Source organism: Actinomadura rubrisoli, assembly GCF_004349215.1.
Classification (GTDB): Bacteria; Actinomycetota; Actinomycetes; order Streptosporangiales; family Streptosporangiaceae; genus Spirillospora; species Spirillospora rubrisoli.
In genome coordinates this window covers 1-12295 of sequence record NZ_SMKU01000285.1, presented here as the reverse complement: position 1 = coordinate 12295, position 12295 = coordinate 1, and the positions used below count along the sequence as shown (strand labels likewise).

Below are 12295 nucleotides of genomic sequence, written 5' to 3'. Positions count from 1 at the left end.
ACTTCCACAACACCAGCAGGAGGCACAGCGCCAACGACGGGCTCGCCCCGATCACGTTCGAGCATCAGATGGCAGAAGCACGAAGAACACCAACGGCCCAGCCCAGGGCCGAAGTGGCATAACACCGCCTCCACGCTTTCAGGGGATTGACACCTCGCACGTCGATGGCTGGTAGCCAGTTGACCGACGACTTGTGGTTGAGCGCCACCGGCACCAACTTGTCTCTCCCCGCCGGAGTGACCCGGTGAAAGCCTTCCAGGGCGCGAACCTCGCGGAGTCGATCAGCGAGCACCGCCTTGTCGACACGATCGGAAAGCGCCGACGTGACGGAAGTCGGTGTTCCGGTCACCAGGTCGACGTGACGGGTACGGAAGTAGGGATCATCTTCGTTGTCCATCTCAGTGAGGAACGCCGCCCACTCCTCACTGAGGAGGTCGCCGGGAGTCGCTTCGACCGCCGTCGCCCTGCCTGCCTCACGCTGCTTCTCATCCCGGACAAGTGCAGCCACGTAGTCGGTCGAAGCATCGTGGGCGTCGCCGAGCATCTCGATCATCTGGTCGTAGATCGGGGCGGCATCGTTCATCCCCATCAAGGCCCGGAACATCGGGTCGGCCTTGATCGCCAGCGCCTTCTCACTGCCGCTGTCCGCCCGCGAGGGGTCGGGAATCTCGATCGAGGAGTGCACCAGCGGGAAGTAGACGTTGCTGGCACCGCGCTGGACGGCCAGGGGGATCTCCTCGCAGTCGACACGCTCGTCCCAACGCTGCCAGGGCTGCCGTCCGACGCAACCGACCCCGATGGACTTGAGTGAGCCCTTGGAGGTGATGCCCATCAGGTTGCGACGGCTCTGGCAGGTCGCGCAGCGAACCTGCAGGGTGTCGAGACCGCCGGCGCCCTTGCCCGACACCGTCTCGAAGAAGAGGATCTCCCTCTGACACTGGCGGGCCTCGGGGTCGGTGTCGCGCGAGTGCGCCCACCGCTTCCAGTCGATGTCGTCCAGATGGCCGTTGGGGCAGATCTGGATCCAACGCATCGGCACCAGTTGCTTGCGTCCGGGGCAGTTGCCGCAGGTGGGTGCCTTGTTCTCCTGCTCCTGCCCCCGGCTCCAGCGAGTCATCCGGCGACATTGCTGACAGAACAGCCAGCTCGGGAAGCGCGAATACGGCACACCGGACGATGGAGCCGCCCAAGCATTGCCGGCGATGGTGGGAGCCGCCCGGAACTCCTTCACCCTGAGGACCGCGGCCAGTCGTTCACTCTGGATGCGCTCCCCGCGTGGTCCCCAGCGGAAAGTGTCGCAGGCGACGAGGGACTCCCCCTTGAAGTCGAAGATCGCCCCTATTCCGAACGGCACGATGGTCTGCGACTGACGGATCTTGCGCTGCATCACGCATCACCCCTCGTCGAACCGCTGCTGCGTGCTACCTCAACCAACGATTCCAGATCGACGTTGCGCATCGAGCCGAGGGTCTCCCAACCCGTCGCCTTGGTGTGGTACTGCCGGATGAGGTTGAACTGCCCCTTGCCCTTGGGGCGGTAGTAGAGCGACTTACTCTGTGCGTCCGCCTGCTTGGCGCGGTCGACCCAGTCCTCGATGAATCGTGTCAAGTACGTCTGCGCTCCGTTCTTCTCGCGGGGCTCGACCTGGGCAACAACGTCAACCAACTTGGCGGCCAGTGTTTCGACCTCAGCGCGACGAGTGAGGATCTGGCCGGCGCTCCCGTCGGAGTGCATGCCCAGCCGGTGACGCGCCAGGATGACCAGCGCAGCGTGCAGCGCCCGATCTCGAGACGGTGGCGAGAACGGCGTAACACTGGTCGGCTCGACGTGACGATACAGCGCCGAGTGATACGCCCGGAAGTTCTCGTAGTGCGACCGATCCCGAGGCTTGGTCGAACGAAATAGTCCGAACACCAGACCCGGTGCTGTTGAACGACCCACGCGACTGGTGGCCTGGATGTATTCCGCGGTCGCCTTCGGCTGTCCGTTGACCAGCATCAGGCCAAGCCGCGGCACGTCGACACCGACCGACAGCATGTTGGTGGTGGCGAGGAAGTCGATCACCGAACCGCTCGTCACCGGCAGATTCAGTCGCTCCAACAGACGCGGTTGCAATGCGCGAGGGACCGAGGACGACAGTTCCTCGACGTCGTAATCCCGACGGGGACGACCGACCACGAGGCTCCCCAGCCGGGCATGGATGTCGTCCCGCGCGATCGTGACCGTACGACCGAGCTCCCGCAGTGAGCTGTGGTACGCCACGACCGTCCAATAGGCATCCTGGGCATCGCCGGTGAGGTTGAGGTCCACCGGCGCCTGGAGCAGTGCAGCTCCGGTGTGCACCACTGCGGTGTCGGAGGTGTGCCCCTGGGCCATCATGCCGACGTAGAGCCGTCCCGGTGAGTCCCCGTCGACGCGGGCAAAGTAGGAGTCGTCAGCATCGATTCCGGTCGGCGGGAACAGGTCGACGGGACGACCGAACAGCCCCATGATCTGCGCCGAGGCGCGGCGGATGGTGGCGGTCGACGAGATGACCTTCGGTGGGCGACCACTCGACTCGCACAGGAGGTTTATCGCGGCTTCGTAGAGCCCGACCGTCGTGCCGAGCGGGCCGGTCAGCAGGTGCAGTTCGTCCTGGATGATCAGCGACGGAGGACGCCGACCTGCCGTGTTGCCGAACAGAACCCCCGACTCGGGCACCCAGGCAAGTTGGGCGAACTTGTCGACGGTGCCGAGCAGGAAGGTCGGGGGAAGGTCGTAGAGCGCGTGGTCGACGACGTGAACCGGGATGTTCTCGTGGAACTCACACTTGGTCGAGGGACAGTTGAAGGCGAACGACCAGTCGGTCGCGGTAATGCCGTAAAGCGAGTCGTCGTCGTGGTGCTCTCGCGGGACGATCTCGGTGCCGCACCAGGGACACCGATCGAGGAGGAACCGGTCATCGGTTTCACCGGCGTCGCGTAGTTCGTCGAAGCGCTCGCGTGCGGCGACGTAGGTATTGGGCGAAGTCGCCTCGCCGACCCAGAGGCCGACGGAGATCGGTTCGTCCCCAAGCTCACCGGATCGTCTACGGCGGAGGTACTCGCAGGCCGCGGTCGTTGAGGCGGTGCGCTTGAACTGGTCAGCGGTCAGCAGGGACAACGTGTAGCGGCTGATCACCGCGGTACCCAGACCCGTCTCTCCGAGCACGAGTCTGCGACGGAAGATCTCAAAGGCGGCGACAAGCAGATACGCCTCGGTCTTTCCACCACCTGTTGGGAACCAGATCAGATCAACAACGTCGCGGTCGTCATGCACCTCGTCGACCAGACCGCGCAGGGTCGTCAGGAAGAAGCCCAGCTGGAACGGGCGCCAGCCCGCGCAGGAGTCATAGGCACTCGGCATCTCCGGGGCAGTTGCTCGCGGGCGGCGGCTCCCGGCGTAGTCCTTCTTGCTGTGACGCATCTGGATCAGCATCGCCTGGTTCGCCAGTCGGAAGGCGGTCAGGAGCTTGGCGCGATCCGGATGGTCGACGAAGACCTGTGCCCCGTCCCGCATCCGAGCAAGCGCACGCTTCAACCGCGCGATGACCGGCCCCGCAGCCGCCGCGTAGCGAGGGTCGAGCGTGGCGGCCTTCGCCTCCACACCCTTGATCCACTGCTCGTAGGGATCGATGAAGGAGTTGAGTTCAGCGACCAGCGTCGCGGTAGGCACCGACTCGTCGCCTAACCACGCCACGTCGAGCGCCTGGACGGCGTCGCCTTCGGCACTGACTCTGGGCACGACGTGGGACGGCATGACTTCGGACCGTACCGCCGTCACGGTGCCGTCGATCTCGACCCACTCAGGGGAACACCCGTGTCCGATCGCGAACACGCGGGCAGCCCGATGGATGAGCCGCAGCTCGTCCTCCTCTGGGTCGTGGGAGGCCATGGCGACGCTCGGGTACTCCAGCACCTCGGAGCCCTCCGACACGGTGATGTCGAACTCCACCTGGAGTAACATCTCGTCCCAGTGGCGCTCGGGATGCTCGTCATCGGCCTCACGTGCATTCACCAGCGTGACGGTTACCAGGGAGCCATGCGGGTAGCTCCGCCAGCGGACATGGATCTCAGCCTTCCCATTCCAGATGGCGTGTGGCGTGTTGTCCTCGGGGATGATGGTGACAGTCGCTTCCGGCAGCTCATGGCGACGCCAGATCTTCCCCGAGCCTTGAGACTTCTTCTTCTTGGGTTCGTCGTCCTCACGTTTCTCAGTCGGTCCCGCTTTGACCTCGATATCGGTAAGGGCTGCCTCGGCGGCGGCCCCCGAGAGGGTCCTGTATTCGGCCGCGCGTGCCCGGACCGTCACATGGGGTGCGGTGGTGAAGAACGACAGCCCCTGGGATGCCGGCAGGAAGTCGTTGGCTGCTGACACCGGATCGTCGCTGAACCGGCTTTCGTCGCCGGTGTCGGTGCCCGCCTCGTCGGCTTCCTCGCCTTCCGCTTCGATGTAGCCGGCGAAGGAGACCTGGCGTGGGAACAGGATCCCCATCAGGTAGCGCCGGTTCGGCGGGTCGAAGATGATCTCTGTCGGGCCGTCGAACGGTCCGACCAGTTGCCGACGAACGTAGTCGACGAAGTCTTGACGGGGCTGTGCCAGCGAACTCATACCTTCGCCTTCTGATAGGCATCCATGGCACCGGAGTGGTGCTCTTTGAACAGTGCGCGGAGCTGACCCGAGACCAGCGGTGTGGTGGCGATCCAGAGCCCAGCGCGCGGGCGGCTGAGAGCCACGTAAAGCAGATCGAGTTCTGTCTCCGACTCGACCGAATCGATGTCGATGACGCAGACGAAGCGGTTCTCCAGCCCTTTGATGTCCATCGCTGAAGCCCAGGTCATCGAGGTACCCGGCCAGGTCATCGCCAGCGAGGAAGTCAGCTGAGCGATCCGACCTCTGCGGGCATCCCGCAGGCCCTTGGCCGCCGAGGTCTCCCAGTCCCCCCGAACGGAGACGATGGTGACGTGCTCGGGCGGCACCTCGTGCTCGTGAAGAGCACGGAGGCGTGCGTCCAGGGCTGCCGTCTCGGACGCGCGGTCGTCGACGGGAGCGAAAGTCACCTCCGGTCCAGCCCCAGCGGTGGCCACGCCGGTATCTGCGCCGGTGTAGGCGCGCGTCTGGAAGGCGATCTCCCGGGTGTTGCGACAGTTGAACTTCAGGCTCGGGCGTACCGGCCGGAAGGACTCCACATACTGAAGCGCCTCGTGATCAAAGTCGCCGTAGAGGTGTGCCTGACGGTTCTGGTCGAGGAACATCACCCAGCGACCATCCGACCACCCGCCACGGACGGCTTCCTCCAGTTCGGTCAGGATGTCGAAGGTCATCAGATCCTGGGCTTCGTCGATGACGAGCACGTCGTACGGCTCGATGACATTCAGCTCTGAGACGGCCATGACGTCCACGTTCGTCCCGGCGAGGCGCTTGCGGACGAACCCGGCGAGCACTTCGCTCCGGCAGCAGAACAGCACTCGCCGGCCCAGCAGCCGTTGCCGACGGGCGACCTCGGCAGCCAGGAAGGTCTTGCCCGTCCCTGCCCCGCCATGACAGATGACCCGAGGCTCCTCGCTGATGAGATCCAGACGCTCGTACTGCTCCTCGGTCAGGCGGACGATGGCGCTTTCCAGCTCCCTGGCGCGGGCGTCGAGTAGCGGCGAGCGGTCGAACGAGGGACGAAGGTCCTGGAGCACCGTCGTCTGGAGCTGCTTGGGGATCGGGTAGGTGGCGGGCTGCTTGGCCTTCCAGTAGGCGCGCGCTCGTTCGACGGCTTTGGTGACGTCGCGGTTGAAGGGGCCACGACCGCAGTAGGTCTCGTCGTCCCACTCGAAGCCGCCGGCCAGGTCGACGTCGGGCGTGATGACCAGGAAGCCGAAGGCGACGTCGTCGACGGCCTGACCGTGACGTTGCCGGAGGCGGGCACGCAGAGCGAACATCCCCGTCTGCACCTGCTTGAACGGTCCTTCACGGGAGGTCCGGTGGTGCCCCGCGCGGTCCTGATAGGTCCAGACGCCGTCGCGGCAGGAGACCTGCCCGCCCTTCACCTCGACGGCCAGGACGAGGTCGTCAAGTACCAGTACGAAGTCGAGCTCGGCGGTGAGCTTGTATTCGTGGTCCGGGAGGTTGAGCGAGTGCAATGCGGTGCCGGAAAGGCTGCTCCCTGAGAGGGCCTCAAATACCCTCCGCTCGGAGGAAGTGATCTCCTCCGAGCCGAGTTCTGTCGGTACCATCCGCAATGCTCTACCCCGTTACCTGAGTGTCACGTCAATCCTGCCCGATACCGTTGGCCGCAGGAAGTTCGAAGAGGGGTGGAGACCGAATCGTGAACCTCGAATATCTGTCCCGCATCCTGATGCGGCTCCGACCCTTCGTACGCGACCAGACCCTCCGGCGCACTCGGCTCGAGCGAGTACTCGGAACGCTACAGATGCCCTCCGACACAATCCGTCCGGAGGACGAGCGTCTGCTCGCCAAGGCGGGCATCATCGAGGCCGGAGCCGGCTCCCGTAGTGGTCGAGCCGGTTGCAAACCATCGGGCGTCGATACACCTGATGGTGAGCCACCGAGACGGAGATCGACGAAGAGAGCTTGGAGTTCGGCGAGGAGACACCTCGTGGGGAGCAGCGGTTCATCGGGCGCTCTGAGGCTGAGATGGCCATCGCGGCGGCACGCCGTCGGATCGCCGCTGACTGCTTGTCTCGAACCACGTCAAGATTCTGCTGAACGCCCAGCAGGAGGTGGGTCTGGCGTTCCTCATCCCAGATAGGGCGAGCCGTCCGCTGGAGCAGGGGGACATTTGCCGAGCTCACCGGTGAGGCGCGCGAAGCTGCCGAGTGCCTCCACAACCAGGGCCCGGTGCACTCCGTCGCGCAGAAGTACCCGCAGACGGGGATGACCCATGAGGACATCTCCCAGCACAGAGCGGTCGGGCTCATTCGAGCAGTGGAGTCGTTCGACCCCTCTCAGCGCAACGAGTTCACGACCTACGCCATGTAGTGGGTTCGCCAGAGCATCACCCGAGGGATCGCCAAGGAAGCGCGCCTCATCCGCCTGCCCGTTGACATGGTCGAACGGCAGCACAAGGTCTGGAAACAGCGCGCACTGCTCCCCAGCGACGGGCAGACCCCGCCGCTGGCAGCACTCGCCCGAGCCTGCGAACTAGGCGAGGAGGCGGTCATGGAGTGCTTCCGGCTCGGGCCACCCGACCTATCCCTCTCGACATGAAGATCGGTGACGGTGAAGCCACTCTGGCCGACGTGCTGGACATCGAGGATCCGCGCGGATCCCGAGCAGGAGATCACTTTTGGACTTCTACAAAAGCAACTCCACGCCATGCTCGACACCATGGGTGAACGCGAGGCAGGTGTCATCTCGATGCGCTTCGGCCTGGGTCGACTACGGGGTGACTCGGGAGCGGATCCGCCAGATCGAGGGCAAGGCACTCAAGAAGCTCCGGCATCCCTCGCGCACCCAGGTCTTGGAGCCGTACTACTACGCTGGCGGCGAGAAGCCGAAGCCCCGCCTGACGAGGCGGAAGCAGAGTCGGAAGAGCAGGAAGCGGTGGCCTCTGATGGCGAAGAAGCGGTTCGATGCCGAGATTCCCAACGGTCAGCACCTGGGTGTCTCCTGTGAGACCGATGGAGCATATCGCGGGCACCTGTTCGATGACGAGACCGGACAGCTCGTCGGCCACGTCGAGCTGATCGAGGTCGACGAGGACCACTACCCGAACCCACCGGTGGAGTACATCTACGTCGATCCGCCCAAGCGTCGGTCACCGGAATACGACGCACTTGTGGAGCTGGGGTCACAGATGCTCACCCATTACATCGATCGTGCGGTGGCTCGGTGGGCACCGCCGGCCAAACAGTGGCTGCGCGCCACCGCGCGTCCGGCGCTCCAGGCCCGCATCGCGGTCACGAGAGGCAAGTGGCAGAACCGGCGTCGCGCAGAGATCGTGGAGTCGGTGCGCGTCGACGCCTCCACCGAGGTGGCTCCAGCGGAAGCGCCGGAACCTCGCACGGGCAGCACCGATGCACGGAAGCGTCTCCTCATACTGCTGGTAGCAAGCGCCATCGTCGAGCAGTGGCAAGAGCCCATCGAGGCGATGAGCCCGCAAGAGGTCGAGGACCGCATCGCCCGGATCCTGGAGCATAACCCGTCATGGCTCGACGAGTTCGTCGGCCCCTTCGAAGGTGGGCGGGTCGTCGATAAGGAGCAGGTGCTTCAGGCGAGCGAACGGATCAATGAGGCGCTCCGCCTCCCCAGTCACGAGCTCTGATCCGCTCAGCCAAGCCGTGCCGACTCCTGATGCCCGAGCACGAGGATGCCTTCGGCCGGAGATGAATTCAGGCGTCGCGAGCACACTTCGGAGCGTCGTCCTGCTACGCCACAGTGAGGACGGTCTGCCGACCGACGATCCGACCTTGCACTTCACGGAGAGCTGGTCGACCCGCTTCTTGGTTGACAACGGCGACCACCGATACAGGACCGTCCGAGAGACGGCCCGCGTAATGACCTTCCCAGATGACTGGACACTGGTCGGCCCTCGCGGCGAGAAGATGAGGCAGCTCGGTAACGCTGTTCCAGTTCTGCTGGGTCAAGTCTCCGCCGATGCTCAGCTCGGTCGATGGAAGGAAGGACAGTCGCCAGCAACGCGCATGGAAGGGGAAGCCTGACCTCAATCGCGCTGATTGACGCTCACTGAGGCGCAGATCTTTAACGGCGACTGGACGGATCCTGATCTGGGGCAAGGTCAAGCTCGGGGACTACGCCGCGAAGTGGATCGACCAACGGCCTGGCCTGCGACCCCGGACCGTCGAGCTCTACACGTGGCTTCTGAACAAGCACATCGCTCCGTACCTGGGCGCCGTCCAGCTCGGCAAGCTCAGCACGTCCATGATCCGGGAATGGCGTAAGGCGCTCCTGGACGCGGGTGTCTCGGCGAGCATGGCGTATCGGCTACTGCGGGCGGCGCTGATGACGGCTGTTGAGAAGGACAAGATCCTCACGCGGAATCCGTGCCGGGTGCGCGGGGCCGGCACCGAGCAAGCCGCAGAACGTCCGACGCTGACCGTCGCCCAGGTCTTCGAGCCGGCCGAACGCGTGGGAGTGCGGCCGGTCGACAACGTGGACTCGGGTGAGTTCCGGCTTCGTTACCGGGTCAAGGGCGGGACCATGCGGCGCTTCCCGCAGACCTTCGCGACGCGTCCGGCGGCTGAGCGGGTGCTCTGGAAGCTCGCCGAAGAGAGGCATGCCGACGTCGTCCGAGACGATCGCCTGAGGGTGTTCATCTTGCTCGCCGCGTTCGCAAGCCTGCGGTGGGGTGAGATCACGGCGCTACGGCGCTGCGATTTCACATCGCGGCTCAGACCGTCCGTGTATGGGCCGCGTACGCCGAGCGGACCAACGGCCAAATGATCCTCGGGCCTACCTGATGTGAAGGGGGATGACGCGCTCGTCTTCACAGGGCTCAAGGGCGGCCCGATGCGGCGGAACGGGTTCGACAAGGTCACGCGCTGGGGGCACGTGGTGGAGGCTCTCGGGGTGCCGAACCCGCACTTTCACGACCTTCGCCACACCGGGATCGCGCTCGCGGCCGACATGGGGATCTCGACGCGGAACCTGATGGCGCGATGGGGCACGACAACGAGCGGGCCACGCTGAGGTATCAGCACAAGTCGTCCCGTGCTGATCGCGTCATCGCTGACGGGCTGGATGCGCTGGTGCGGGCGGAGCAGAGCCGGGACGAGGAGGACGGCGACGACGGGCCTTCCGGCGTGCTGGCGCCGGTGGCGTAATTGCACGCTAATGGCACGGCGCCGTAGCGACTGACCTGCGCATCCTCGGGCTGGTCGAAACGACAACAGCACCCGCGAACTCCGGTGGCACGTGGACCCGGAGCGCAGGGCCGGCCACGGCCCGAGCACCGGAAGCCGCGCGGCAGCGATCGCCCCCCACCACGCAACCCACCTCAACCACGCTGTGGCGATCGTAGGGAGCAACCATCGCCGTCTGATCCGTAGCAAGATCAGCGCTTTCCAGATCCGTCCACACCTATCCATTCACCTGGGCCGCGCCCTCCCTCTCATCCACACTCGTCCAACGTCATCCGGCCCTGTTGGTAGCACCGCCGTTAGGGCGTGTTCAGGATCTTTGGCCGGTCTGATGGGTCACTGTGCGTGGATGAGGAATTGCTGAAGCGGCGCGATCTGACCGATGACGAGTGGGAACGGCTGGTGCCGCTGCTGCCATCGGCGGCGCCGCAGCGGGGTGGCCGGTGGGCCGATCACCGTGCTGTGATCAACGGGATCGTCTTCCGGACCGGGACCGGGACCGGGACGGTGTGGCGGGGCCTGTCGCCGGTCCACGGGAGCTGGTAGACGGTCTGCAACCGGCATCGCCGCTGGTCATTGGACGGCACGTGGGCCACGATCCTGGACGGGCCGCAGGCCGGGTGTGATGAGGCCGAAGGTGGCGGGTGGACGGTCGGCGCCGACTCAAACGATCAACCGGGCGCACCAGCACGCGGCCGGGGCTCGCGGTGTCCCGGCACGCGATGACCTCACCGGGGGGACACATCGAATGGCAAGAATTCGGGGCGGGAGGCGCTCGGCAGGTCCCGGGCGGCCGGGCCACCAGGATTCACCTGGTCGCCGATCGGCGCTGCCGTCCGATCGCCCGGCTGACCAGCCCCGGGCCGGCACGGCGACCGCCCACGGTTCATCGATCTGATGGAGTCCATTCGCATCGTTCGCCGAGCAGTGATTGCCGTTAAGGGGACCAGAAACGGCACCGCCGTGACCGCGGCCGCACCGGAGGCCGGCCGCCCTCCTTCGACCCCGAACGCCACAAAGACCGCAACACCGTGGAGCGGTGTTTCAACAGGCTCAAGGCGTTCCGGGCGGTCGCCACCCGCTACGACGAACGCGAACGCATCCACCAGGGCACCATCGACGTCGCCTCGATCCGGATCCGGCTCCGGCTCCGCGGCCCCGTCACCTGAAGTGAGAGCGCGTCAGGCCTTAGTCGAGCACGGCGGTGGCCTCGACCTCGACCATGAGGTCGGGCTCGCCCAGGGCCGCGACGCCCAGCAGCGTGATCGGCTTGACCGGGTCGACCCCCAGCTTCTCCGCCGCCCGCGCGACCCCCTCGCCCAGCAGCGGCATCTTGTCCGCACCCCAGTCGACGACATAGATGGTCAGCTTGGCCACGTCGTCGAACGACCCGCCGATCGCGGCCAGTGCCGTGCCCACGTTCAGATAGGCCTGCTCAACTTGGGTTGCGAAGTCGCCCTCACCGACCTTCCGGCCCTCGGCGTCCCGCGCGACCTGGCCGGCGAGGAACACCGTCCTCGATCCGGTGGCGATCGAGAGCTGCCGGTAGACCTCGGGCTTGGGTAGCCCCTCGGGGTTGATCAGCGTCACCGCCATGGCTGCACTCCTTGCTGTCGACATCACCTCCCCAAAACATAGCAATGCTATGTAATGTGACGCCATGCCCAGGACAAAGGATCCCGCCGTCCGCGCCCTGCTGATCGACCGTGCCGCGCAGATGCTACGCACCCGGCAGCCGATCAGCCTCCGCTCCCTGGTCACCGGAACCGGCGTGTCGACGATGGCCGTCTACACCTACTTCGGCGGCATGGACGGCCTGCGAAAGGCGATGCGGCAGGAAGGTTTCACCCGTCTGGCAGCCAAACTCTCCAAGGTCGCGATGACCGAGGACCCCGTACAGGACCTCACCGCCCTAGGCGCCGCCTACCTGGCCAACGCTCTGGACGAACCTGACCTCTACCGCGTCATGTTCGACACCGACTTCGAACTCCAGGACCCCCAGGCCGCCGACGACACCCTGCACAGCCTCGTCCACGCCGTCCAACGAGCCAAGGCCATCGGCCGCTTCCACAGCGACGTCGACCCCCTCGAACTCGCAACCCAGAGCTGGGCCATCGGCCACGGACTGGTAACACTCATCGCCACCGGCCCGCTCCCACGCCAAGCGCTCACACACGGGATCCCCATGCTGACCGCCCTGTTCATCAGCGCAGGCGATGACCCCCGCTCATGCCGCCAATCAGTGGAACGAGGCTGGGAACGGCTCTGAGCCCCCGGCAACAAGCCGGCGGCAACACGAGCATGATCCATGGGACAGGCCCTAGGTGGTGTCTGACAACTCGTGGTGGCGGAGCCAGAGGATGAGGCTGGCCAGTAGCAGGCCGCTGCGGTAGCGGCTGGCCAGTTTGTCGTACCGTGCGGCGATGGCGCGGAACTGCTTGAGTTTT

12 protein-coding genes are annotated in these 12295 nt (G+C 65.5%); 8 read left to right on the top strand and 4 right to left on the bottom strand.

What is annotated here, in order from left to right:
- Positions 1 to 64: 64 nt before the first annotated feature.
- The 3 genes from E1298_RS35595 to E1298_RS35585 are packed head-to-tail and all read right to left on the bottom strand — an operon-like array spanning position 65 to position 6242.
- A complete protein-coding gene (locus tag E1298_RS35595; protein WP_131901235.1) occupies positions 65 to 1387 on the bottom strand; it encodes a hypothetical protein in 1323 nt (440 codons plus the stop codon).
- The gene (locus E1298_RS35590) at positions 1387 to 4629 is read right to left on the bottom strand and encodes a helicase-related protein (RefSeq protein WP_131901233.1); all 3243 of its coding nucleotides are present in this window, start codon (positions 4627 to 4629) and stop codon (positions 1387 to 1389) included. Before E1298_RS35590 ends, E1298_RS35595 begins: the two co-directional genes overlap by 1 nt.
- Complete coding sequence (locus E1298_RS35585; RefSeq protein ID WP_131901231.1) at positions 4626 to 6242, bottom strand: nuclease-related domain-containing DEAD/DEAH box helicase; 1617 nt, start codon at positions 6240 to 6242, stop codon at positions 4626 to 4628. The genes E1298_RS35590 and E1298_RS35585 overlap by 4 nt, the downstream gene beginning before the upstream one ends.
- A 532-nt stretch (positions 6243 to 6774) precedes the next feature.
- On the opposite strand from E1298_RS35585, the gene E1298_RS51605 reads away from it, so the two are divergent.
- The 7 genes from E1298_RS51605 (at position 6775) to E1298_RS51980 (ending at position 11017) form a co-directional block, all read left to right on the top strand.
- Positions 6775 to 7008, top strand: coding sequence for a sigma factor (locus E1298_RS51605; RefSeq protein ID WP_131901229.1), 234 nt, complete (start codon positions 6775 to 6777; stop codon positions 7006 to 7008).
- A 307-nt stretch (positions 7009 to 7315) separates the two neighbouring features.
- Complete coding sequence (locus E1298_RS35575; RefSeq protein ID WP_207945035.1) at positions 7316 to 8293, top strand: sigma factor-like helix-turn-helix DNA-binding protein; 978 nt, start codon at positions 7316 to 7318, stop codon at positions 8291 to 8293.
- Positions 8259 to 8690: a DNA cytosine methyltransferase gene (locus E1298_RS51990; protein ID WP_424923190.1), complete on the top strand. Its 432-nt coding sequence runs from the start codon at positions 8259 to 8261 to the stop codon at positions 8688 to 8690. The genes E1298_RS35575 and E1298_RS51990 overlap by 35 nt, the downstream gene beginning before the upstream one ends.
- A 25-nt stretch (positions 8691 to 8715) precedes the next feature.
- Positions 8716 to 9432, top strand: a complete 717-nt coding sequence (locus E1298_RS35565; protein WP_207945036.1) for a tyrosine-type recombinase/integrase — start codon at positions 8716 to 8718, stop codon at positions 9430 to 9432.
- Between the two features lie 215 nt (positions 9433 to 9647).
- Positions 9648 to 9812, top strand: coding sequence for a hypothetical protein (locus E1298_RS48700; protein ID WP_165975830.1), 165 nt, complete (start codon positions 9648 to 9650; stop codon positions 9810 to 9812).
- A 381-nt stretch (positions 9813 to 10193) separates the two neighbouring features.
- Positions 10194 to 10394: a transposase gene (locus E1298_RS51985; protein ID WP_424923189.1), complete on the top strand. Its 201-nt coding sequence runs from the start codon at positions 10194 to 10196 to the stop codon at positions 10392 to 10394.
- A 485-nt stretch (positions 10395 to 10879) separates the two neighbouring features.
- A complete protein-coding gene (locus E1298_RS51980; protein ID WP_424923188.1) occupies positions 10880 to 11017 on the top strand; it encodes a hypothetical protein in 138 nt (45 codons plus the stop codon).
- Positions 11018 to 11036: 19 nt separating this feature from the next.
- Here E1298_RS51980 and E1298_RS35550 read toward each other — a convergent pair whose 3' ends face one another.
- Positions 11037 to 11444 (bottom strand): RidA family protein, encoded by a 408-nt coding sequence (locus E1298_RS35550; protein WP_131901225.1) that lies wholly within the window; start codon positions 11442 to 11444, stop codon positions 11037 to 11039.
- Positions 11445 to 11508: 64 nt separating this feature from the next.
- On the opposite strand from E1298_RS35550, the gene E1298_RS35545 reads away from it, so the two are divergent.
- A complete protein-coding gene (locus E1298_RS35545; protein WP_131901223.1) occupies positions 11509 to 12117 on the top strand; it encodes a TetR/AcrR family transcriptional regulator in 609 nt (202 codons plus the stop codon).
- Positions 12118 to 12295 lie beyond the last annotated feature (178 nt).

Bases quoted from the DNA above. Each gene is read 5' to 3' on its own strand.
- E1298_RS35595 (WP_131901235.1), bottom strand. From the start codon at position 1,387: ATGCAGCGCAAGATCCGTCAGTCGCAGACCATCGTGCCGTTCGGAATA.
- E1298_RS48700 (WP_165975830.1), top strand. From the start codon at position 9,648: ATGGGGCACGACAACGAGCGGGCCACGCTGAGGTATCAGCACAAGTCG.
- E1298_RS35585 (WP_131901231.1), bottom strand. From the start codon at position 6,242: ATGGTACCGACAGAACTCGGCTCGGAGGAGATCACTTCCTCCGAGCGG.
- E1298_RS35550 (WP_131901225.1), bottom strand. From the start codon at position 11,444: ATGGCGGTGACGCTGATCAACCCCGAGGGGCTACCCAAGCCCGAGGTC.
- E1298_RS35590 (WP_131901233.1), bottom strand. From the start codon at position 4,629: ATGAGTTCGCTGGCACAGCCCCGTCAAGACTTCGTCGACTACGTTCGT.
- E1298_RS35545 (WP_131901223.1), top strand. From the start codon at position 11,509: ATGCCCAGGACAAAGGATCCCGCCGTCCGCGCCCTGCTGATCGACCGT.
- E1298_RS51990 (WP_424923190.1), top strand. From the start codon at position 8,259: ATGAGGCGCTCCGCCTCCCCAGTCACGAGCTCTGATCCGCTCAGCCAA.